The organism is Nitrospirota bacterium, assembly GCA_026387665.1.
GTDB lineage: Bacteria > Nitrospirota > Nitrospiria > Nitrospirales > Nitrospiraceae > Palsa-1315.
On the sequence record JAPLLG010000013.1, the window covers coordinates 230223 to 252865 of the forward strand.

A 22643-nucleotide genomic window follows, 5' to 3' on the forward strand; every position below is an offset into this window, starting at 1 on the left:
TGTCAGGGGAATGAAGGGTGCCATTACAGGGTCAGGATTCGATGAAAAAGAGACATGACATGATCGTCATCGGGGGAGGCTCGGCTGGCTATGCCGCGGCACGGACCGCTCGTGATGCCGGCGCCGACGTAGCCATTGTGGATCAGGGGCCGCTGGGGGGCCTCTGTATTCTGCGCGGCTGTATGCCGACGAAGGCCATCTTGCGCTCCGCAGAAGTGGCGGCCCTCTTGAGGCGGGCGAAGGAGTTCGGGCTCTCCCCGGTGTCGGTCCAGGCCGACCTGTCGGCGATCGTGGATCGGAAGGATCGGCTGGTCCGCGAATTTGCGGATTACCGTATTCAGCAGCTTCATGATCCGAAATTTACGCTCTATCCATCGCGGGCAGCCTTTCGCTCACCCAGCGAAATCACCGCCGGAGATACCGTCTTGTCGGCCAGCTCGTTCATCATTGCGACGGGGTCGCGGCCTAGCGACGTTTCGATTCCCGGTTTGGCCCAAGCAGGTTATTTCACCAGCGATACGATTCTGGATCTTCGCACCCAACCGGATTCGCTGATCGTCTTGGGCGGCGGGGCGGTTGCGCTCGAGCTTGGGCAGTTCTTCGCTCGGCTCGGGACGAGGGTGACGATTCTTCAACGGAGCCGGACGCTCCTTTCTGGAATGGATGAAGCTGTCGGCCGCGCGCTAGAAGCGGCCTTGCTCGACGAGGGGATCGACGTCGTTACGGATGCGCAGTTGCTGCGGGTGACCCACGATGCAACAGGGAAGACTGTGCGGGTGACGAAAGACGGTGGCGAGCGATCCTTCGTCGGCGAAGAGATTCTCCAGGCCCTGGGCCGCCGGCCCAACATCGAAGGGCTGCAGCTCGACCTGGCGGAGGTGGCAGTCGAAGGCGGGCGGATTGTGGTCGATGAGACCCTGCGCACGTCGCAAGCCCATATCTATGCCGTGGGTGACGCGAACGAGATCTCGCCCATCGTGCATCTCGCCATTCAGCAGGGCGAGACTGCGGCCTATAACGCGATGCATCCGAACGGGCCGGCAAAAGAACTCGACCATCGTCTCGATGCCGAGGTGGTTTTTACGGACCCTCAAGTCGCCGTCGTGGGACTGAACGAATCCGCATGTCGCGCCCAAGGCATTCCGTACCTGACGGCCTCCTATCCCTTTGCCGACCACGGGAAGTCCCTCTGTCTCGGTGCCACCCACGGCTTTGTAAAACTGCTCTGTGCGCCACAGACGGGCGAACTTCTGGGCGCGCAGATTGTCGGCCCGGAGGCGGGTGAACTGATCCATGAACTGATCGCGGTCATGTATTACCATGGGACTGCGGCGGACCTTGTGCGTATGCCGCACTACCATCCCACGCTGGCGGAAATCGTGACCTATCCGGCGGAGTCCATCGTCGAACAGTTGGGGACATGATGAACAGATTCTCTATGTTCGCGCTCAGCCTCCTCCTTCTCGTAGAGCCTGCGTGCCAGCAACAGACCTGGGAGTCGGCGATGACGGCGGGACAGCAGGCCGTGCAGCAAGGCAATTACGCCGATGCGGAACGGCTGTTCCTTGTGGCGACGCGCAAAGCGGAGGAGTTCGGACTGGAAGACCGGCGTGTGGCGGTCAGCCTGTCACAGCTGGCGCAGGTCTATGCAGGCCAAGGGAAGTATGTGGAGGCGGAACCGGTCTATCTGCAGGCGCTGAAAATTTACCAGGCCGTGCATGGGGAGTTGCACGCCGATGTCGCAGCCACGCTCAACAACCTCGGCGTCCTCCATCGCATGTACGGCCAGTATGCCCAGGCCGAGCCTCTGTTGACGCGGGCCCTCGCCATCAAAGAAAAACTCCTGGGCCTCGACCATCCGGACGTGGCGTTGAGCCTCGTGAATCTGGCCCAGTTGCATGTGGTGCAAGGGCAGCCGGAGAAAGCGGAGCCGCTTTATCGCCGAGCCTTGGCGATTCGGGAGCGGGTGCTGGGATCATCCCATCCGGAGGTGGCGAAGACGCTGGAGGACCTGGCCAATGTCCTGCGAAAAGTCGGGCGAGTGGACGAGGCGGCGTCGCTGGAGCTGCGCGCCAAACACATTCGCGCGACGCGGAGTTGAACCGGTTGCGTGATCCAGTGTAGCGTACCCTCATGGCGAGGCAGCGCGATCCGGTTTCTATCAATTGGCGTATGAACGGAATGGTTGCGCGATTCGTGGGGATCGTGGCGATTGCGCTGGGGTTCGTCGTCGGGATCTATGGTTTGGAAGAGACAGGAGCGCGGTGGCTGCAGACGGCGTTGGGCTTGCTGGCCACCGGCATGTTGGCGCAAGGTTACGCCCTCTATTGTTCCGTGAAGCGTATGCAAGAGATCAAGGATCAGCCCAGGCGATGAAACGAGCGTCTCAACACCTGTTTGCGGTTTGCCTGCTTCTCCTTGCTGGGACGATGTTGGCCTGCGGCGGCCCCTGGCGCGACGGCTATTTCAAAAAGGGTGTGGATCGGCTCACGCAGGACGAGGTGTTGGCGCGGTTCGGGCCGCCCCATACGGCGAAGACACCGGCGCTCGGAGGAGATTCCGTCTGGACCTATCGCGTGCCGATCGGCGACAAGGAGTTGGCCACGGTGCAACTGTTCCACTTGGGCGAAGCGGTGCAGCAAGCGGCCTCATTGATCGGAAAGAGTGGCGCCGAAGGGCCCAAGGCCATGTTGTATTGCTATCGTTATATCTTGACCTTCAATGAACAGAAGATTCTGAAGCAGTGGAAACGGGAAGAGTGTGTGCCGGGAACCCGCGACACGCTGAATGCAAACTAGCCAGCGAGGTCTTGCCCCATATGCCTGCTTGGTTGCCGCATATCGATAGTTCCGTCGTCCTCGACAGTCTCAAGTCTCTCCTCCTATTGCTCTCCCTCCTGATTTTGCGGACCTTGATCGTTCGTGCGATCGCGAAGAATCCCGCCCTCTCGATGGAAGCGAAGCGGCGAGGGGTCGTCTCGGTCCGCAATACCATCTTGTTTGCGTTGCTGGTGGGACTGGTTGTTATCTGGGCGCACGAGCTCCAGGCCTTCGCCGTGTCTCTCGTGGCGCTCGCGGCGGCGCTTGTGTTGGCGACGAAGGAACTCCTCCTTTGCTGGAGCGGGGCGGCGCTGCGCGTGGGCGGAAAAGTCTACGAGGTGGGGGATCGCATTCAAATCGCCGGGTACCGTGGCGTCGTTTTGGATCACGACATCTTTGCGACCAAGCTCCTTGAGATTGGGCCGGGCCAAGCCTCGCACCTCTATACCGGCCGCATTGCGGTTTTTCCGAACAGCCTGTTGTTCACGAATACCTTGATCAAAGAGAATCCCGGCCAGGAATATGGGCTCTATCTCCTCGTGGTTCCGCTCGGGGACAAGCATGACTGGCGGAAGGCAGAGGGGCATCTGCTGGACGCTGCGAAAGCGGAATGTTCTTCGTTTATGGAAGAGGCCGGCCGGCACATGAAGTTGCTGGAACAGACGAATCTCCTCGAAGCTCCGTCGCCGGAGCCGCGCGTGACCATCCAACTATCCGAAGCAGGGCAGATCCAGTTGGTGCTGCGATTCCCGGCGCCGGACCGTGGCCGCTCGCGGATCGAACAGGCCATTTTGCGCCGCTATCTCACCGCATCCAATTAGCAGGCTGCTGAAACGGCTCGCCAGCTTCGTTCTCGCCTCGAACGCATCCTCAACGTAGCCAGGGGCTACGCCTCCGGTGCGTTCAGCGGCTGCGGCCTTGCTGCCGGGCCGTTTGAGCAGCCTGCGGGAGCGTGTTCTTCCTTTTTAAGATATGCCGTTTCGCAAGCGGGGCCGCATCCTCTCGGCTGACCCTCGTCTCACGTTTTACGCCTAACGTTTCACGCATCAGATCGGTTAGAGCACGCCGGCGAGACGGTTGAGGCTGAGAATCGCTTGACCAAAGAACAGCTGGAACGATTGCAGATCTTGGGAGGTTACCTGACCTGGAAGGGGTCCATGGTCGCTGTACAGGAGTCCGATCGGCCGGATGCCGATGCGGATGGGGGCGAGGATGGCGGATGAGGTTTGCCAGGTCGTGAGGAACCTTGAGCCGAGGGCGCGAGGTCCGTCGGTCGAGGCCTGCGACAGCAAGAAGGGATCCTGTTGTTTCAATGCATGCAAGAACAGCGGGTGTTCCGCGCTGAGCGATCCCGTGAAACTGGCCAGGTACTGCTCCGGCACGTCGACGCCCACCACCACTCGGCCGAGCAGTTGGTCGGTATCGCCTGGATTCAACAGTGCCAGGGCCACCCGCGTGAAGCCGCCGCCGTCATGCAGCGTATTGACCAGGACGGAGAGAAGATTGTTGAGGTCTTTCGCCGCCAGCAAGGCAGTCTGGAATTGCTGGAGGGTTTCTAGCGGGTGGGTTTGGATCGGAGGAGTTGTTGCGGGTTCATCCGGTCGAGCCTTGGGCAATTCTAGGTTGACCGTTGAGGGTAACGTCATGGCGATGGGTGCTGGGGCTGACGCTTGGGAGATCACGGTCTCTGTGATACCGACGGAACGGGACAGTTGCTGGCCCTTGTCGAAGGCGCGGGTTAAGGCGTCCTGCAGGGTGCGTTCCGGCAGGGCGGTGCCCCGTTGGACGGTGCGACGAATGGGGTCAGCGGCGCCGGGATTCGGTGAGTCAGCCATGGCGGCGACGAGATGGTTGGAGCCGGTCACCAGTCCCATGAACAGCTGCTGATCGGTCTGCCACTTGGTTTTCGCTGTGGGTGCCGGGCTGCCGATGAGATCCATCAGGCCGGCTGGCAGGACCCAGGTCTTGGCCAGGGCTGTGGCAAAACGAACCCTCGACACACCGAGAATTCTCACTTCGTCGTCTTGTGTCTTTGCAGCGGCGAGTTCCTGGAACAGATCGGGCGTTTGGTACGCGATCACCAGGTCGGCGAACGAGTACAGGAGGGCGGCGCTGAACAGCTGTCCCGGTTGAGGATAGTTCATCGCCACGCCGAGTTCGGAGGCGTGGGCTGCGGCAAAGAGTGCTTTGGCGATCAAGCGGCCTAAGAGCGGCCGACGATCCGGCTGATTCTCCAGCTGCTCCATCAATTGGACGGTGGCGACGAGCGTGCGGACGGTGTCCAGGCCAAGCCAGGCCACTGCGTGGGTCACGGATGCAATAGTATGTTGCGGACTATAGGCGATCCCGTTGGCGATCTGCAGCACCTTGCAGGTCAATCCAGGGTCGCGGCGGATGACCTCGGCGAGGGCATCGGGGCTCGAGGTGTCTCCGCTGATATTGAGGACTTTCTGACAGGTCGCCCGTAATACGGGGATCGAATTGGCCTGTGGACCGAAGAGCGGGCGGAGTTGCTCGTGGATCTCGTTAATGACGTCAGAGTTGATGGTCGACGTACCGGCTTGCGTCATTCTGCCTTCCTCACAGGTCCTTCTATGCCCTGACGTCCGTTATCGGTTGGTTGAGGGGAAAGCTGAGCAGGGGTGGCCGATCTTTGGATTAGGCCCAATCAGGGCGGTGTTGCGTGTTGGTGTTCCGAACCGGTTCTTGACAGGGTTGAAAAAGGAGTGCAGGCTGTTTGCTTCTTTTGCAGGAAACAAACTGCACCCATTATTATTTCCCAGGAGGTATCCCATGCAGAAGTTGATCGTTGCCGCCTTTACCGCATTGTGCATGTTCGGAGCTGGCTCGTTGGCCATGGCTGATGAGGCCATCAAAGGCGAAGCGGGTACGATGAAATCCGATGTCGCAGCCGAAAAAGAGCCGGGGAAATCCGATTCGAAGGGCAAGAAGAAGGGCCATAAAAAGCAGATGAAGGCCAAGCGCCACGCGGCGAAGAGCAAGACGAAGGCGCAGAAAGAGGAAGCGCCGGCCGCCACCTCATCGGTTCCGGCTCCTGCCGTTGCCCCGGCCGCAGCTCCGGCTCCTGCAGCAGGACACTAAGTTCGAGCAGTTGTGCGCATGGCCCTCGGGAGGTTGTTCCTTCCGAGGGCCGTTTTATGTTGAGCTGCTCCCTCTCCGCCTTGTTCCCCCGCAGGCCTTTTGCTAGGATGCGCGGCCTGAATGTCTGTAGGACGCTGTATGAAAATCGCGACGTTTAACGTCAATTCGCTCCGCAAACGTTTGCCCATTGTGCTTGACTGGCTGGCTCAGCAGAAGCCTGATGTGCTCTGTCTTCAGGAAACCAAAGTCCAGGACAGCGAGTTTCCGCTGCTGGCCTTGGCTGAGTCAGGGTACGAAATCACCTACCGGGGAATGAAGTCGTACAACGGCGTGGCGATCTTGAGTCGGGAGAAGCCGGAGGCAGTGGCATACGGATTCGATGACGGAGGCGATTCGGAGGATGCGCGGCTCTTGCGCGTGGTGATCAAGGGGATTCCCATCGTCAATACCTATGTGCCGCAGGGTTTCGAGATCGATTCACCCAAGTATCAATACAAGCTTGGCTGGTACGATCGGCTCCGCAAGTATTTCGAAAAACATTTGTCGCCGGACAAGCCGGCCATCTGGTGCGGTGATATGAACGTGGCGCCGCGGCCGATGGACGTGCATAGTCCCGAGAAGCATCTCAAACATGTCTGTTATCACGAGGATGCGCGGCAGGCCTATGAAAAGACGTTGGCCTGGGGATTTCAGGATGTGTTCGTGAAGCTCTATCCGGACCGGCAGCAATATACGTTTTGGGATTACCGGGCGCCCGGTTCGCTGGAAGCGAATCGAGGCTGGCGCATCGACCATATTCTGGCGACGGCCCCGCTAGTCGAGCGTTGTGTCAGGGTAGAGGTGGACGTCGAGCCGCGGCGAGCGAAAGACCCCTCGGATCATACATTCTTATGGGCGGAGTTTTCGATCTAACCACGAGCGCAACGTCCACACCTGCCCCCGTTCGATCGGTTCGGCAAGCTGCCCGCCCCGACCGAACTGGTTCATGATCTCACACGAATCATCAAGCTGCGTTCAGCGTCGGCTGTTTCGCGCGCAATGGGGTCACGCGATTCTGTGCGATCAAGGGATCGAGGACCAGGCCGCAGTTAATACAGCGGAGCACGGCCACGTCCTGCGAGAAATCCGGTCGCGACTCCTTCACCATCAGCCCGTTGCATTTTTGACAGGTCACGCTGCGTTCCTCCTGCTGTCATGTATTGCCGCGTCGAGAGGTTGTCTTTGTACGAGGGCACAGTAGCATTCCAAGATTAATAGGGTGTTAACTGGCAGTTAAAACTCTCTAATGTCCATGGGTGACGACAGACACGATATTGCGGTGATCGGTGCAGGTGCCGCAGGGCTCGCTGCCTCGATTTTTACAGCAGAGGCCGCCGCGAAGGATGGTCTTTCGCTGAGGATCCTGCTGCTCGATGGGGCCAAGACCCTCGGTGCCAAGATCCTCGTCTCCGGCGGCGGACGCTGTAATGTCACGCATGATGTCGTGACCGCCACCGACTTCTTCGGCAATCGCCATATTATCAAAAATGTCTTGGCTGCTTTTCCGGTTCAGGCCACGATCGACTGGTTCGCCTCGTTGGGCGTGGACCTCAAGTGCGAAGAGACCGGCAAGCTTTTTCCTGTGACCGACAAGGCGCGGACGGTTTTGACCGCATTGATCAATCGCTGTCATGAGCTGGGTGTGGTCATTCGTCCGGACCATCGAGTGACAGAGGTTGCCTGTCTCGCCGGCTCAGAGGGCGGCTTCCTCATTCACCATACCCATGGAACCCTGTACGCGAAGAAGGTCATTTTGGCCACCGGCGGCCGCTCGCTTCCGAAAACGGGGAGTGACGGGTTCGGCTATGAGTTAGCGCGTCGCCTGGGACATCAAGTGCACGCCACCGCTCCGGCCCTCACCCCGTTAGTGTTGGACGAAGCTTTGTTTCACAAGGATCTCTCAGGCATCTCACAGGAGGTGGAGCTGACGACGACGGTGAAGGGCCAGATCGTGGATCGACGGACCGGCAGTTTGCTCTGGACCCACTTCGGGGTCAGCGGCCCGGTCGTCATGGATGCCAGCCGTTTCTGGACGGGCGCTCATGAAAAGGGCGAGGCAGTTGAGCTGTGCGTGAACTTCCTGCCGGCCCTGACCCAGGAGGCAGCCCGTCAGTGGTTCATGGAGCAAGCAGCGGGGTCGCCTCGTCGTTCGTTGACCAAGACCCTGGCGCATCTGGTTACGGAACGATTCGCCGAATCCCTCTGCCGATATCTGGGGATCAGCGGACAGACGGCCATTGCCCAACTGCCGCGGAAGGATCGGGATCGTCTGCTGGCGGCGCTCACAAAGTTCCGGCTTCCCGTGCAGCAGGATCGGGGGTGGAACTATGCGGAAGTCACGGCGGGCGGAGTGCCCCTCGAAGAAATCAGTTTCCGCACGATGGAATCGAAACTCGTGCCGGGCCTCTATCTGGTGGGCGAAATCCTCGATTGCGACGGTCGGATCGGGGGGTTCAATTTTCAATGGGCCTGGGCCACGGGATGGCTCGCGGGCAAGGCTGTTTCCGTAAGTGCAGACATTGATGGCAAGACTCGCCGATGAACAGCCCATGTCTCCCGACGAGGTGTAGGCGCAGAATCGGTGTTTTCTTGACAGAGAGGAGGCGATCATCTATCCGTGGACAAGGTGGCGGCATGTCCGAGCAGGGGAACCGGAAGGAGCAGATGATATGGGCCGCATCCTGAGCTGTCCGCGGTGCAAGAATGACAGCATCTTGCGATCGCAGCCGCAATCGCTACGGGAGCACCTGGCCTCCCTTCTCTTCGTGGCGCCATTTCGCTGTCCATCGTGTAGTCACCGCTTTCTGGCGTCCCGTCTTTGGCTAGACCATCCCACGCATCCGATCGATCGCCGCGAACACCTCCGGATTCCGGTACGACTCTATCTCTCGTTCTCCGGGGGCAAGGTCCGCGCGGAGGGAACGGTACTCGATCTTTCGATGGGCGGCTGTATCATCAAGAGTGAAACCCATGTCCATACGGACGATATCTTTTATTTGCAATTGTCGCTTGGCGAACGTGAAGCACCGCTTGAAGTGGCCGCGATGGTCCGTTCAGTGAGCGCCCGCGGCATCGCATTCAAGTTCCTTCGAGCCGCTCAAGAGGACAAGCGTCTGCTGGCCTTCGTTCAGGCCCAGGCGCCGGGTTCTCCTGAGAAATCCTCGCTCAACGCCGGTGTCGCAGCCTGAACAGGCCGGCCAGTGACTCGTAAATCGTGAAACGTGAAAGGCTTCCGAGGAAGGGCGCTCGGCCGTCCTGCGTTTTCAGCAGCCTGTTAGAGCGGAGTTTCCCAGGCAGAGTGGAGCGGATGCTCGTTGATCAGCTCCTCGTGTGCGGCGAGGTCATAGGGTTCAATGACGAGGTCCTGCTCATCGAGCGGTTCCGGGCAGGTGGGGGAGCAGAGATAGGCACAGTAGGATTCAGCCTTTTCCTTCGTGGCGAACCGGCAGAGTCCATACTCCGGCATTCCGGATGAGGGGTGCCAAAAGGCCAGCTCAATCGCGCTCCCCTGGTAGATGCCGAGGGTGCGGTGCCGGATCTGAAATCCGCCGGGCAAATGTGAAGAAGGCTCAAGCGACATTGGACGTTCTACCTTCGTATCATAATGGTGATTCTCATGATAGCATGAGCATCATCCTGCGCTAAAGACCGCGCAGGCACGTCGAAGGAGGACCACTATGAGCCGTCGCACCTCGGTATTCGCCACCATCGCCATTGCAGTTCTGTTCACAGGCCTCACGGGCTGCGGCTACAACGACCTTCAGGGATTAGACGAAGACACGAAGGCCGCCTGGAGCGAAGTGGTCAATCAGTACCAGCGGCGGGCCGATCTGATCCCGAACCTGGTGGCCACCGTCAAAGGCTATGCAGAACATGAAAAGGATACACTCGAGGGAGTGGTGCAGGCGCGCGCGCAGGCGACCGGGATTCAAGTGACGCCTGACACGTTGAAAGATCCGGCCGCCTTCGAGCAATTCCAGAAGGCGCAAGCCAATCTTACCTCGTCGTTAGGCCGTCTGATTGCTATCGCAGAGAATTATCCGAATTTGAAAGCAGACCAGAACTTCCGCGATCTCCAGAGCCAACTCGAAGGGACGGAGAATCGTATCGCCGTCGCGCGCAAGCGTTATATCGAGAAAGTGGCGGAGTACAACAAGGGCGTTCGTTATTTCCCCACAAACCTGACGGCCAAGTTCTTGCTCCACCTGGAAGAGAAGCCGAATTTCACCGTGGCGGATGAGAAGGCGGTGGCGAAGCCGCCAGAGGTGAAATTTTAGCAGGATGCTGAAAAATCCTGCCAGCGTCGTTCTCGGCTCATCGAAATCCTCAACGTACCCCTGAGGGTACGCCTCCGGTTTCGACTCGCCTGCGGCCTTGCTGGACAGGCTTTTTGAGCATCCTGCGCAGAGCTTTTCGCATCCGCTGAGCTGAGGTTTAATGTGAGGGACAATCTTCGACAGCTGATGGTTCGTTTTATTCTCGTCGGTGTTTTATCTCTAGTCTCGGCCCTCACCTCTCCGTCCTTCGCGCTCGATGTGCCGACGCTCACGGGCCGCGTTGTGGATCTTGCGCAGGTATTGCCGGCTGAAGTCGCAGCCTCGCTTACCAATGATCTTGAAGCCCACGAAACGAAGACCAGCAATCAAGTTGTCGTTCTGATTCTGCCTTCCCTTGAAGGGGAACCGATCGAATCATTTTCTCATCTCGTCAGCACTACCTGGAAGCTCGGGCAGAAGGGGACCGATAACGGCGTGCTACTGCTCATTGCCCTGCGCGAGCGCAAGGTCCGTATCGAAGTGGGTTATGGCCTCGAAGGCACCTTGACGGACCTTCGTTCTGCACACATCATTCGCCAGGAGATCGTGCCCCATTTTCGCGCAGGCGATCTGCCGGGCGGCATTGTTGCCGGAGTCCAGGCCATCCTCGGCACGATTGAGGGCACCTATAAGGCGGAAGAGGTGCTGCCGGGTCACGCGCCTGGCCAGGAGTCGACCTCGTTCGAGTATATGCTCATCGGGGTCGTGGTCGGGACCTTGGCCGGCCTCGTATTGAGTCATGGACTGCCACGGTCACGCGCGCTGCTCGGAGGCCTGCTCGCCTTCCTCATTGCCCAGGCTGCGAGCGTGGGGTTGGGGCTCGCGGCAGCTGGAGTGACGGCCTTCTTACTGTGGCTCATCCTGCAAGCGGGCCGCGGTCAGGGCGGAGGATGGGGAGAGGGGATCATGATGGGACCGGGCGGTGGGTTCGGCGACTCATTCGGTGGCGGCGGATTCAGTGGAGGGGGCGGGGGCTTCGGTGGCGGCGGCGCCTCGGGAGATTGGTGATGAAAATTTTTACAGACGCAGAGCAGGAACGGATCAGGCAAGCAGTTCGACAGGCCGAGTTGGTCACGAAGGGCGAGATTGTGCCGATGATCGTCCCGGCCTCGGCCCGATATCGCGAAGCAGGCTATCGGACGGGGCTCATGCTTGCCCTGCTCTCTCTGGCCCTGCTCCTGACGATTGAGGTCTACTGGCTGCCTTGGGGTTGGCCTGCAGGCAATGCTGGCTGGCTGTTGCTGGCGGTCGTTGCATCCTATGGACTCGGGCAATGGCTTGGCAGAGTTCCGAGGGTCATCCGTCTTGTCACGTCACGCGAGCGATTGGCACATAAAGTGGCTCTGCGTGCCGAGCAGGCTTTCTACAAACATGGGCTGCATCACACGCAAGGCCGGACGGGCGTGTTGATTTTCGTGTCGTTGTTGGAACGACGGGTGCAGGTCTTGGCGGACAAGGGCATCAACGATCACGTTCCTGCCGGCACATGGGATGGCCTGGTTAGCGGCATCACCGAGGGCATCAAAACCGGACAAGCGACCGACGCCATCTGTGTGGCGATTGCCAAGTGCGGAGTGCTCCTTGCGCAGGTCAGTCCTGCCGGCTCCGGCGACAATCCCAACGAACTGTCCGACTCCTTGATTCAGGAGCCATAATGTTCGGTTCGATAGACTGCCTGACGTGGTTCCGCTAGAATCCCGACCCATGGCCGATCCTACTGTTGTTGCTCCAGCTTCCGCGAACGTGCAGGACGAGACTCGCTCGGTGGTTAAGGCGGCTGGCTTGATCGGCCTGGCCACGTTTTCCAGCCGCATCCTCGGGTTCATCCGCGACATGGTGCTGGCAGGGCTGTTCGGCGCGACGCCCGCGGCCGATGCCTTCTTTGTCGCCTATCGCGTTCCCAACTTGCTGCGCGAGTTATTTGCGGAAGGGTCGATGTCCTCCGCCTTCATTCCGGTCTTCACGGAATATCAAACGCTCAAATCGAAACGAGACGCCTGGGAACTGGCGAGTGCCGTCTTTACCACATTGCTCACGATCGTGACCGGCATCACGATTGTGGGCATTGTCGCTGCGTCCGGAATTGTCTGGCTCCTAGCGCCGGGATTTCACGGCGATCCGGCGAAGCTGGGCATGACGACGTTGCTCACGCAGATCATGTTCCCCTATCTGATCTTTATCAGTCTGGCAGCGCTGGCGATGGGTATTTTGAATTCCATGCGCGCCTTCGCGGCGCCGGCTTTCTCGCCGGTGTTTTTCAACATTGTGATCATCGGCTGCGCATTTTTTCTGTCGCCAGTGATGTCGGAGCCGATCCTTGGCGTGGCCATCGGGGTCGTGGCGGGAGGAATGGCGCAGTTTGCCATGCAGCTGCCTGGCTTGAGGCGGCGCGGCATGTTGTTCGGATTCCGGTTCGCGCCAGGCCATCCGGGCGTGCGACGGATCGGCCGGCTGATGGTGCCGTCGCTCCTCGGTCTTTCCGTGACGCAGATTAATATTACCGTGAGCACGATCCTCGCCTCCTTCTTTGCCGGCGGGCCGACCTATCTGTTTTACGGCATGCGGTTGATTCAGTTTCCGCTCGGAATTTTTGGCGTGGCATTGGCCACGGCGATTTTGCCGACCCTCTCGGCGCAGGCGGCGCGCGGGGCCCTGGATGAATTGCGGACGACGGTGGGCTTTGGCCTGCGTATGATCCTCTTTATCATCCTGCCGGCGATGTTGGGCCTGATCCTCCTGCGTCAGCCGATCGTCCATCTGTTCTTCGAGCATGGGACCTTTACCTCGCACGATACGGCCGAGACATCCTTGGCGGTGCTTTGTTATGCAGTCGGCCTCTGGGCCTTCGGCAGCGTTCGCATCATCGTTTCGGCCTTCTACTCCCTACAAGATACGCGCACGCCGGCCATCTCCGCGGCGATCGCCGTGGTCTCCAACCTCATCTTCTCGTTGCTGCTGATGTCCTCTCTTGGCGCGGCAGGCCTGGCCCTGGCCACAGCCTTGGCGGCGATGGTGAATGGAGGCATCCTGGTCGCGGTGTTGCACCGCCGGTTGGGCGGCATCGAGTGGGGCTCCGTGGGACGATCGTCATTGCGCGTACTCTTCGCATCCGTGCCCTTGGTCCTGATCTGTGCCTGGGTGGCAGCGGCGCAGATCTGGACGCAGCCAGGTGAATGGTCGGCGAAGTCGGCGATGCTCTTTGTTGCCATCGGATTGAGCGTGAGCGGCTATCTGGTCGTCCATGCCTTGCTGCGGTCTGAAGAACTTGGTTTGGTCTGGGGCATGGTGCGAAAAAAAATGGGTCGAGTCATCGGCCGCTGAGGTTGCATATGAGCCGGGCGATCATCTTTAAATCACGATGGGGTTGGATGGCTTTGTCCGAAACGGCAAAGGGGATCGATTCCCTGGTGTTGCCGAAGGCCTCGCGCCTGGCCGCGCTGTCCGAGTTGCAGTCTGGCTCGATCGAACTGCCGGCCGGCCAGGCCTCGCCGCGATTGCGTGAGGCGCGGACGCAACTGACCGATTATCTGGCGGGAACACGAACATCGTTCGATCTGCCGCTGGACCTTTCACGAGGGACGACTTTTCAACGGAAGGTCTGGCGAGTTCTCCAGCGTATCTCTTGCGGCCAGCTGCGGTCCTATCAATGGGTGGCCCTTCGCGTAGGGGGCAGACAGTATGCCCGCGCCGTCGGCAATGCCGTGGGGGCGAATCCGATGCCGATCCTGGTTCCTTGCCATCGAATCGTGGCGCAGGATCAGTCGCTCGGAGGATTCTCGGGAGGCTTGTCCACGAAACGAAAATTGCTCACCCTCGAAGGAACCCTGGCGCAGCTGAGACCGGCAAAAACTGATCGACGCTCAAGTCTGTCTCGCGAAGACCGATAGAAGGATCAGAGGGCAGATATCGTCAGATAGACCAACATCTGCTATATTGAGGTGAAACGTTTTCGAAGATGCGAGAGGTGGAAATGGGAACGCAAGTTTCGCCACGGCATCCGCTTCGTCAGTTGTTCGGCGCCCTGACCGAGAAGAGCTTTACGGAGCATCTCGGGTGGCCCGACCCCAACGTCACCAGCTACGTCTCCAACCTGCTCGTCGATTTTACCCATACTGACCAGCTTTATAAAATCAGAAACCAGGAAGACCGACCGGTCGATACGGTGGTGGACCTCTTGTTTGAATCGGAAGTCTTGCTAGGGGCCCAGTCGATGGAGCGTGAGCGGGACGTGCATCAGCATATCGGCGATTTCACGCTCTTCATGGCGGGGCTGTTCCCGGAATATCTGCGCCGCCTCAAGACGAGCGGGCTGATCTACCATAAGGATTTTCTCGTGGACTACATGAAGACGGGCAAGCGCTCCTACGGGATTGTCGCGCAAATGGCGGACAGCCCGTCAGGGGAAGAAACGCCTCTGTTCCGGACACTCTCCGATAACTTCGAGCTCTGCGTCACCGGGCTGGGGTTCGTGCGGTCCGATCTGGACCGGATGAGAGATCCGGCGTACCGTCAGGTTCGGGATATTCTCCTCAATTGACCAAGCCCTCTCCTCTCATTCTTGCCCACGGAGGCGCCGGCCGCAAACGGATGACGCCGGCGCAGGCCAGCTGTTTGGCCGATGCCCTCGTCATCGGCTATGCCATTCTTGAGCAGGGAGGTCCTGCCGCCATTGCCGTCGAATGCACGATCGGTCTCCTGGAACAATCTGGTCTATTCAATGCGGGGCAGGGCGCGCATCGCCAGCTGGACGGAGTGCAACGGATGGACGCCTCGATCATGGAGGGCGCCCGCCTCAAAGCCGGAGCCGTCGCGTCGATCGAAGGGATCCTGCATCCGATTACGGCAGCCCGCCTGGTCATGGAAGACACGAACCATGTCTTGCTCGTAGGCCCACCGGCCACGGCGTTCGCACATCATTGTAAACTTGAACCCCTGTCGAAGGGGCGCTCGCTTCGCCGGAGTGCCGGTCGGGCCCCTGCTTCACCGGCTGCCGCGCAGACGATGGAACTCTATCGCGCAATGGTGAAATCGCAGCGGACAGAGAAGGACCAGCATGGAACCGTGGGCGCGGTTGCGTTGGATCGGGCCGGGACGGTGGCGGCAGGAGCCTCGACCGGGGGCGTCGATTCGATGTTGCCAGGGCGGGTCGGTGACAGTCCGCTCATTGGCTGCGGCGTCTATGCCGACAATCAGAGCGGCGCTGTGTCGATGACCGGCATCGGCGAAGGCATCATCCGCCTTGTGCTCGCCAAAACCATCTGCGATCGTTTGGCGACGGGGGCCAGCCCAACGGTTGCTGTCCGACAGGTGCTGCGCCTGTTGGCGTCTCGGATCAAGGGGTCTGCCGGAGCTTTAGTCCTCTCGCCGGACGGGCGATTTGCCATCAGGCATGTGACGCCCCATATGGCAGCAGGCTGGTGGAACGGGATTGGCTCGCCGAAAGTTCGAGGACAATTTCCATAAAATATTCGCGCCAACCGAGCTGCTCCTGTGCGGTTGCAGCAGGTAGACCGTCGTGGCCGTTACGGAACTGGATGGGCGTGCTTCCGAGTGATCAGGCTCAGGATGCGATCGTGCCTGCGAGTCAGGGCCATGGTTTTTCTGATCGGATCGTATCGGCGCGGCGAGGGCAGGATAGCGGCCAGCCAGGCTGCCTCATCGGCCGTCAGGTCCTGCGAGGACTTCTGGAAGTGATGGCGGGCTGCCGCTTCAGCGCCGTAGACGCCCTGTCCCCATTCGGCGACGTTGAGATAGAGCTCGAGGATCCGCGCCTTCGTGAGTTGATGTTCGAGTGAACGTGTGATGAGGGCTTCCCGCGCTTTTCGAAACAGGGACCGTTCGGACGAGAGATAGAGATTTTTGGCCAGCTGTTGGGTAATGGTGCTTCCGCCCCGCTTCAGTTCGCCCGCTTCGAGGTTGTACTTGGCGGCCTCCTTGATGCCCTCCCAGTCGAATCCTTCATGCGTGAAGAACGAGGCATCTTCCGCCGCCACGACCGCCTGCCGGAGGTGCGGGGAGATCTGCGCGAGGGGCACCCAGACCCAATGGCGTCCGATCGTGAGACCTTGCGCCTCGGCCTGGGCCTGGCGCGCGGTCATCAGGGCCGTCACGGGCGGATTCGTCGCGCGCAAGGACGAGACATCGGGCATGGTGAGCAGCCACACGAAGAGGAGCGTGCCGATCGGGAGGCCGAGGCCGATGATCAGGAAGGCCTTCACGCGGGAGCGGGAGTGGGTGGTTGACTTCCGCATTAGAGGCTGCGTATCACAGAGATGATGTGTGGCTGTGTCAATAACATGGTGTCTGATCGGTGAATGGGTAGGGCATGAAAATTCTCACGGCAGAGTTTATCAGAAGTTGTGCGGGGCCAGAACAGTTTCTGCAGGGCGATCTTCCGGAAGTCGCCTTCATCGGGCGGTCGAACGTCGGCAAGTCCTCGCTCATCAATTCGCTCTTGCAGCGCAGGGGGCTGGCCAAGGTGAGCCGCACGCCGGGCAAGACCCGCCTGGTTAATCTTTTTCGCATTACCAGTGACGATCCAGGATTGGCGCGATTCGTGTTGGTGGATTTGCCGGGTTATGGCTATGCGAGGGTCTCGAAATCGCTGCGGGCGGAATGGGCGCCGCTGATTGAACAGTATCTCGACGGCAGCGAACAGTTGTGCGCGGTGGTGGTCCTGGTGGAAAGCCGGGTGGTGAGCGAGCAGGATCGGGAGACGATTGCCTGGTTGTTGTCCGTCGGACGTCCGCCCATCGTGGTGGCGACGAAAGTCGATAAGCTGAAAATGAGCGAGCGAGTTAAGGCGCTGCGCCGACTGCACGAAGGGCTGGGATTGACCGAGGAGGCTATTCCTTACTCGTCGACGACGGGCGAGGGGCGGGACCGGTTGTGGGCGGCCCTGAAGGAGCGGATTCGAACTTGATCTCGATATAGGCTTTGTTCTTGAGCTCTGCCAGCCACGATTGAAAGACGTCTTCGCTTTTCTGCTGAAAAACGAGTCCCTGGATTTCAACGCGGACTTCCTCGTACGGCCGAAACTGTTTGGGTTGTTTGTCTTCCAGGCGAACGATATGGAGCCCCTCGGAGGTTTCGATCGTATCCGAGATGCCGCCTGGCACGAGCTTCGCGATGGCTCGTTCGATGCCCGGCAAGAGTTCTCCCTGCCGCACCAAGCCCAGGCGCCCTCCGCGCGAGGCGTTCGGCCCGTCTGAAAAACGCAACGCCAGATCTTCGAAGGGCTCCCCCCGTTTGAGCAGGGCCGTGATCTCGGCCGCTTTGGCTTTGGCGTCGGCCGTATCGTCAGGCGACCGGGGCTTGAGGAGAATCTGGCTGAGGGTGTACTCCTCCGGGAGCGCGAACCGGTCATGGTGTTCCTGGAAGTAGCGTTTCATGTCGGAGTCCGCGACCATCACCCCGCTCCGCACTTCCCGGTCGACGACCTTGAGCAGGATCAGCTGTTCCCGGACATTTTTCAGGTTGGCCGGATTCGTCTCGTCGATCGTTTCCCCCTGCTGCTTCATCTGCTGAAGCGCCTGCCGGACCTCCTGGTCGGAGACCTCGACCCCTTTGGCCTTGGCTTCCTGGAGCTGGAGTTTGCGCTCGATCATCGAGGTCAGCGCCATATATTCCACCGTCCTGAGCCGGTGTGCGAGGGCTTCGCCGCGATATTCCTTCTGAATCCGTTCCCGTTCCGGGGCCAGTTCACGCTTCATATCGGACTGCATGATGAGGTCCGAGTTGACGATCGCGACGATCCGGTCTTGTACCTGCGCGGCTGAAAGCAGGGAGATTGGTGCGAGCAGCGACAGCGCGCAGAGGACCGCGCAGTGTAGTCGGGACGGGGGCATCGTGATGAAGGGACGGTGCATGATCATGGCTCTGAGTTTTGCGCCAGGCTGCCGATGAGGGTTCGAGGGATTGTACACGAATTGTGGATGGCTTGAGGAGTGTGAGTCAGGGGAGTGTCCGCTGCCGGATCAGCGGGTGCCGACGTCGTCGGCGACATAGCGTGAGGCATCGGCCAGGCGGACGATCGCTTTCGCACGGATGTCCACGAGCGCGTCGTCAAACCGTTTTCGGCGTTTTTCGTTGAGCAGTTCCTGCCGGAGGCGTTCCCGAATGGCTAAGTCCGCCTGGATCATTTCTTTGTCGAGGGCCGTGACCATGACGAGGTAATAGCCGGCCTCCGCCTTGATCGGCGCACTGACCGTTCCTGGCTTGAGGGTTTGCAAGACCGCGTCGACCTCTGGGAGGACTAAATTCTTGTGGTAGGGGCCGAGATCGCCTCCTTTGGATTTCGTTTTGTTGTCGAGGGAATAGCGCTGCGCAAATTTGGCAAAGTCTCCGCCCCGGTTGATCTGCGCTTCGACATCCTTCGCGGCGGGGAGGCTGGGGAGCAGCATTTGGGACACTTGCACCTTCAAGGCGGTCAGGAGTTCGTGGGCATGCTTCGCGTAAAAGGCGTCCAATTCTTCGTCCGAGAGTTCGATCTTGGTTTTGACCAGGCTTCTGAGGAGCTCGTCGAGAATCAGTTGTTCCCGATAGCGCTGGGTCCGATCCCGGACGACGTCGTTTTGATCAATCCCTTGCTTGCGCGCTTCCTGCATCAGCAGTTCGCGGGTGATGAGCTCGTCGAGAAAACGGCGCTTTCCCCCTTCTTTCTCATACCGGGACCTGGTGGCGTCGGACAGTTCTTCCCAGCGGGCTTCGAATTCGTTCTGCGTGATCTGCCGGCCGTTGACGAGGGCGACCACGCCTTCTTCCGGCGGCGGTGTGCAGCCGGTAAGCGATAGGAGGCTCCCTCCGATGGCGCAAGACAGCACAGCGAGAAAACGGAGGGTGGCGAAGTTTCTGGAAACGTTGGATGGTCGAGTCATAAGTCTATGAAACCTTGTTAGCGAGATGATTGCGGAGACATCGTTGTGTTGGTATCACAGACTCCCAGGCTTTGCAAGGTTGCGGTGAGTTCTTGAAAGATGGAAGGCCAGTCCTGATGCGGCATTTGGAGTTCAAATGCGAGGGGCGAGAGGAAGCAAATCCGTTTCTTGTACCGGTCCATCAGCTTGTGAATCGCCTGGCTGGCGACCCGGCTCTTGGCGTCGAGCGTGACGACGACGGAGTGAGTTTTGAGTTCGATGGCAGCCAGGCGCAAGGCCTTGGCCTGGAGCCGCACCTGCATGACTTCGAACAGCCGTTCGACGGAGTCCGGGGCCATCCCGTACCGGTCTTGCATTTCGCCATGCAGCAAGGCGAGGTCTCCGACCTGGGCGCAGGAGGAGAGGCGTTTATAAAACGAGAGGCGCTGGTGGGGATCGGCAATATATTCATCCGGGATGAAGGCGGAGATATTGAGCCGGAGCACCGGTTCCGGTTCTTCTTCCACCACCTGGCCCTTGAGGCGCTGGACGGCCTGCTCCACCATCTGCATGTAGAGATCGAGTCCGATCGCGGCGATATGTCCCGATTGTTGTTTCCCCAGGAGGTTGCCGGCGCCGCGGATTTCCATGTCCGCCGCGGCGATGCGGAAGCCGGCCCCCAGTTCGGTAAATTGCTGAATGGCGGTGAGGCGCTTCTGGGCATCTTCGCTCAGTTGTCCCTCGTCCGGCACCAGGAAGTAGGCGTAGGCTTGATCGCCGCTCCGGCCCACGCGCCCGCGCAGCTGGTACAACTGCGCGAGGCCGAACATGTCGGCGCGATTGATGATGATCGTGTTGGCTGTGGGGACATCGATGCCCGATTGGATAATGGCCGAGGCGATCAGAATATCCGCCTCCCGGCGAAAGAATTTCAGCATGACCGCTTCGAGCGGTTTGGCGTTCATCTGCCCATGGGCCATCACGATGCGCGCATCCGGCACCAGTTGGTGGAGCCAGGCGCCCGTCTTCTCCATGGTTTCGACCCGGTTATGGACGAAGTAGATCTGCCCGCCCCGCCCGAGCTCACGCAAGATCGCTTCCCTGACGAGTTTGTCGCTGGATCGGACGACCTGGGTGCGAATGGCCAGGCGGCCGGCCGGAGGCGTCTCGATGATCGAGAGGTCGCGCACGCTGGCCATGGCCATCTGCAAGGTGCGCGGAATGGGAGTGGCGGTGAGGGTCAAGACATCGATGTGGGTGCGGAGTTGTTTTAATCGTTCCTTATGTTTGACGCCGAACCACTGTTCCTCATCGATGATCACGAGCCCCAGGTCCCGGAAGACCACATCCTTCTGGATGAGCCGGTGGGTGCCGATCACTACATCCACGTCGCCGCTGGCCACATCTTTGAGAATGGCTTTGGCCTCTTTCGGCGATTGGAAGCGGGAGAGGAGGGCCACGCGAGCCGGGAAGGGCGCGAACCGTTCTGAGAAGTTGTCGTAATGTTGGTGAGCCAAGAGAGTCGTGGGGACGAGCACGGCCACCTGGCGATTGGCTTCCACCGCCTTGAAAGCGGCCCGCATGGCCACTTCCGTTTTGCCATATCCCACGTCGCCGCAGACGAGGCGGTCCATCGGTTTGTTGGACTCCATGTCGCGGGTAATGTCTTCGATCGCCTTGAGTTGATCCGCCGTTTCTTCGTATTCAAAGGCGGCCTCGAACTCGTGGTACATGGTGCTGTCGAACCCGTAGGCATTGCGCGTCACGAGTTCTCGGTTGGCGTAGAGATCGACCAGCTCGTGGGCCATCTCCTCAATGTCTTTCTTCACCCGCGCGGTCGTTTTGGCCCAATTGGTGCCGCCCAGCCGTTCCAGGCGAGGCCCATGGCCCTCCGCTCCGCTATAGCGCTGCACATGGCTGAGCTTCTCCAGCGGGACGTAGAGCTTATCGCCGCCGGCGAATTCCAGGATCAAGTAATCGCTGTCGAAATCCTGCACGGAGAGGCGTTTCAGCCCTTGATAGCGGGCGATGCCATGTTGGACATGGACGACATAGTCGCCCACGTTGAGATCTTCCAGGGAGGAAAGGAACGTGGCGGCTTTGCTCTTGGCCTGTGGCTTGTGGCGCGCGCCTTTGGCGAAGAGCTCTTCTTCCGTCAGCACCGCCAGGCGTAAGTCCGGGGCAAGGAATCCCGCAGACAGATCGCCATGTAAGACGTAAAACGGGGCTTTCGTTTTACTCGAGGCGGTCCAGGTTCCCGTGGCCCATTCCATCGCCGGGACATCGTGTTCGCGCAAGAGCGCCAGCAAGCGAGCCACTTGGCCCTGACTTCTCGCGACGAGGACCACGCGGCAGTTCTCACGCAGGCGATCCATGATGGCGAGGGTCTGGCTGAAGGGCATCCCGCGGGCGCCGAGGCCGGCGCTGGCCGGGGCCTGGGCCGGAAAGGCCTGCACCGGATTCCAGGAGGCATCGCTTTCGGTGAGCGGTTCCAGCGCGAGGGTGGGCCAGCCCTGCGTGTGCTCCATCAGTTCCGGCCAGGCGAGAAACAGCCGTTCCGGTGACGGGTAGGGGACGACGGTCTCCCGATCGGCATGGCGGAGGTAGCCGTCGTCGATTTTGCTCCAGAGGTCTGCGCAGGCCCCGCTCAAGGCAGCAGGCTGATCCAGGACCAATACTGGTTGTTCGGTAAAATAATCGAAGAGGGTCTCCATGGCAGGGTAGAGATTCGGCGCGCGCCATTCTGCATCAGCCGGAATGGGGGCGAGGGCATCCGGCGAATCCTCTGCCCGCAGATATTCCCGGGCTGGCAGGACCACCGCGCGATCCAGTTTCGCGGTAGATTTTTGTGTGGCGGGATCGAAGAGGCGGAGCGAGTCGATCGTTTCACCGAGAAATTCGACACGCATCGGCTCGGCATAGGCGGTTGAGAAAATATCCACAATGCCGCCTCGAATGCTGAACTCGCCGGGGATTTCCACCACCGAGACCCGGCGGTAGCCGAGGCGCAAGAGCCTGCTGGTGAGGACCTCCCGCTCGATCGTGCCGCCTCGTTTAAATTGCAGGGTGGTGCCGGTGAAAGCCGCGACGGGCAACAGCCGTTGCATCAGGGCCGCGATGGAGGTGACCAGGCAGGTCTGGGGAGCGGTGCGGATGTGATGCAGGGTATTCATCCGGCGCGCGATCAGACTGACATGGGGGGCGCTGCCTTCGTAAGGCAGGGTTTCCCATCTCGGGAAGAGGGCGAGGGGCGCCGTCGACAGGCCGACGAGGTCATGGGAAAAATGCAGATCGTCGAAGAGCCGTTCGGCTGCCTCATCCGATCCTGTGACAATGAGCCAGGACCGGTTGCCCAGTTTGCCTGACTGAGGCTGCATGAGTGTGGTGAGGGCGAGGCCGGAAGTGGAGCCGTGCAAGCCGGTGACAGAGGGACGGCCCGCCTTGTCTGCCAATGATGCAGCGACAGGCACGAACCACTGGGATGCTGTAGGAGGATGGATAATGTCGGACAC

General features: G+C 60.1%; 24 protein-coding genes. 17 read left to right on the plus strand and 7 right to left on the minus strand.

The window, feature by feature from the left end; translation table 11 throughout:
- Nucleotides 1-41: 41 nt before the first annotated feature.
- From NT179_11820 to NT179_11840, 5 genes are read left to right on the plus strand one after another with little or no spacing between them, the layout of a single operon-like run.
- The gene (locus NT179_11820; GenBank protein ID MCX5722695.1) at nt 42-1424 is read left to right on the plus strand and encodes a dihydrolipoyl dehydrogenase; all 1383 of its coding nucleotides are present in this window, start codon (nt 42-44) and stop codon (nt 1422-1424) included.
- Nucleotides 1421-2101 carry a tetratricopeptide repeat protein gene (locus NT179_11825; protein MCX5722696.1) on the plus strand — a complete coding sequence of 227 codons (681 nt, stop codon included), beginning with the start codon at nt 1421-1423 and terminating at the stop codon, nt 2099-2101. Before NT179_11820 ends, NT179_11825 begins: the two co-directional genes overlap by 4 nt.
- A gap of 32 nt (nt 2102-2133) precedes the next feature.
- The gene (locus NT179_11830) at nt 2134-2376 is read left to right on the plus strand and encodes a hypothetical protein (GenBank protein MCX5722697.1); all 243 of its coding nucleotides are present in this window, start codon (nt 2134-2136) and stop codon (nt 2374-2376) included.
- Nucleotides 2373-2798 carry a hypothetical protein gene (locus NT179_11835; GenBank protein ID MCX5722698.1) on the plus strand — a complete coding sequence of 142 codons (426 nt, stop codon included), beginning with the start codon at nt 2373-2375 and terminating at the stop codon, nt 2796-2798. Before NT179_11830 ends, NT179_11835 begins: the two co-directional genes overlap by 4 nt.
- A 20-nt stretch (nt 2799-2818) precedes the next feature.
- Nucleotides 2819-3640: a mechanosensitive ion channel gene (locus NT179_11840; GenBank protein MCX5722699.1), complete on the plus strand. Its 822-nt coding sequence runs from the start codon at nt 2819-2821 to the stop codon at nt 3638-3640.
- 234 nt (nt 3641-3874) lie between these two features.
- Here the strand turns inward: NT179_11840 and NT179_11845 are convergent, their stop codons facing one another.
- A complete protein-coding gene (locus NT179_11845) occupies nt 3875-5389 on the minus strand; it encodes an HDOD domain-containing protein (protein ID MCX5722700.1) in 1515 nt (504 codons plus the stop codon).
- Between the two features lie 223 nt (nt 5390-5612).
- Here NT179_11845 and NT179_11850 point away from each other — a divergent pair, with 223 nt between their 5' ends.
- On the plus strand, nt 5613-5921 hold the full coding sequence (locus NT179_11850) for a hypothetical protein (GenBank protein MCX5722701.1): 309 nt from the start codon (nt 5613-5615) through the stop codon (nt 5919-5921).
- 138 nt (nt 5922-6059) lie between these two features.
- Complete coding sequence (gene xth, locus NT179_11855; protein ID MCX5722702.1) at nt 6060-6833, plus strand: exodeoxyribonuclease III; 774 nt, start codon at nt 6060-6062, stop codon at nt 6831-6833.
- 91 nt (nt 6834-6924) lie between these two features.
- Here xth and NT179_11860 read toward each other — a convergent pair whose 3' ends face one another.
- Nucleotides 6925-7095 (minus strand): hypothetical protein, encoded by a 171-nt coding sequence (locus NT179_11860; GenBank protein MCX5722703.1) that lies wholly within the window; start codon nt 7093-7095, stop codon nt 6925-6927.
- 117 nt (nt 7096-7212) lie between these two features.
- On the opposite strand from NT179_11860, the gene NT179_11865 reads away from it, so the two are divergent.
- Nucleotides 7213-8502: an NAD(P)/FAD-dependent oxidoreductase gene (locus NT179_11865; GenBank protein ID MCX5722704.1), complete on the plus strand. Its 1290-nt coding sequence runs from the start codon at nt 7213-7215 to the stop codon at nt 8500-8502.
- A gap of 127 nt (nt 8503-8629) precedes the next feature.
- Nucleotides 8630-9148, plus strand: a complete 519-nt coding sequence (locus NT179_11870; GenBank protein MCX5722705.1) for a PilZ domain-containing protein — start codon at nt 8630-8632, stop codon at nt 9146-9148.
- Nucleotides 9149-9234: 86 nt separating this feature from the next.
- Here the strand turns inward: NT179_11870 and NT179_11875 are convergent, their stop codons facing one another.
- Nucleotides 9235-9540, minus strand: coding sequence for a hypothetical protein (locus NT179_11875; GenBank protein MCX5722706.1), 306 nt, complete (start codon nt 9538-9540; stop codon nt 9235-9237).
- Nucleotides 9541-9637: 97 nt separating this feature from the next.
- On the opposite strand from NT179_11875, the gene NT179_11880 reads away from it, so the two are divergent.
- From NT179_11880 to NT179_11910, 7 genes are all read left to right on the plus strand, one after another.
- Entirely contained in the window at nt 9638-10237 is a 600-nt protein-coding gene (locus NT179_11880) for a LemA family protein (GenBank protein ID MCX5722707.1), read from the plus strand.
- Between the two features lie 186 nt (nt 10238-10423).
- Nucleotides 10424-11284 carry a TPM domain-containing protein gene (locus NT179_11885; protein ID MCX5722708.1) on the plus strand — a complete coding sequence of 287 codons (861 nt, stop codon included), beginning with the start codon at nt 10424-10426 and terminating at the stop codon, nt 11282-11284.
- A complete protein-coding gene (locus NT179_11890) occupies nt 11284-11931 on the plus strand; it encodes a TPM domain-containing protein (protein MCX5722709.1) in 648 nt (215 codons plus the stop codon). Before NT179_11885 ends, NT179_11890 begins: the two co-directional genes overlap by 1 nt.
- Nucleotides 11932-11980: 49 nt before the next feature.
- The gene (murJ, locus tag NT179_11895) at nt 11981-13597 is read left to right on the plus strand and encodes a murein biosynthesis integral membrane protein MurJ (protein MCX5722710.1); all 1617 of its coding nucleotides are present in this window, start codon (nt 11981-11983) and stop codon (nt 13595-13597) included.
- Nucleotides 13598-13644: 47 nt separating this feature from the next.
- Nucleotides 13645-14163 (plus strand): methylated-DNA--[protein]-cysteine S-methyltransferase, encoded by a 519-nt coding sequence (locus NT179_11900; protein MCX5722711.1) that lies wholly within the window; start codon nt 13645-13647, stop codon nt 14161-14163.
- Nucleotides 14164-14246: 83 nt separating this feature from the next.
- Nucleotides 14247-14813: a hypothetical protein gene (locus tag NT179_11905; protein MCX5722712.1), complete on the plus strand. Its 567-nt coding sequence runs from the start codon at nt 14247-14249 to the stop codon at nt 14811-14813.
- Entirely contained in the window at nt 14810-15739 is a 930-nt protein-coding gene (locus NT179_11910; GenBank protein ID MCX5722713.1) for an isoaspartyl peptidase/L-asparaginase family protein, read from the plus strand. Before NT179_11905 ends, NT179_11910 begins: the two co-directional genes overlap by 4 nt.
- 59 nt (nt 15740-15798) lie before the next feature.
- On the opposite strand, the gene mtgA is transcribed toward NT179_11910, so the two are convergent.
- A complete protein-coding gene (mtgA, locus tag NT179_11915) occupies nt 15799-16527 on the minus strand; it encodes a monofunctional biosynthetic peptidoglycan transglycosylase (protein MCX5722714.1) in 729 nt (242 codons plus the stop codon).
- Nucleotides 16528-16601: 74 nt separating this feature from the next.
- Here mtgA and yihA point away from each other — a divergent pair, with 74 nt between their 5' ends.
- The gene (yihA, locus tag NT179_11920; GenBank protein ID MCX5722715.1) at nt 16602-17198 is read left to right on the plus strand and encodes a ribosome biogenesis GTP-binding protein YihA/YsxC; all 597 of its coding nucleotides are present in this window, start codon (nt 16602-16604) and stop codon (nt 17196-17198) included.
- On the opposite strand, the gene NT179_11925 is transcribed toward yihA, so the two are convergent.
- The 3 genes from NT179_11925 to mfd form a co-directional block, all read right to left on the minus strand.
- On the minus strand, nt 17122-18150 hold the full coding sequence (locus NT179_11925; protein MCX5722716.1) for a peptidyl-prolyl cis-trans isomerase: 1029 nt from the start codon (nt 18148-18150) through the stop codon (nt 17122-17124). The genes yihA and NT179_11925 overlap by 77 nt on opposite strands.
- Nucleotides 18151-18252: 102 nt before the next feature.
- The gene (locus NT179_11930; protein MCX5722717.1) at nt 18253-19152 is read right to left on the minus strand and encodes a peptidylprolyl isomerase; all 900 of its coding nucleotides are present in this window, start codon (nt 19150-19152) and stop codon (nt 18253-18255) included.
- A 17-nt stretch (nt 19153-19169) separates the two neighbouring features.
- Complete coding sequence (mfd, locus tag NT179_11935) at nt 19170-22601, minus strand: transcription-repair coupling factor (GenBank protein ID MCX5722718.1); 3432 nt, start codon at nt 22599-22601, stop codon at nt 19170-19172.
- Nucleotides 22602-22643 lie beyond the last annotated feature (42 nt).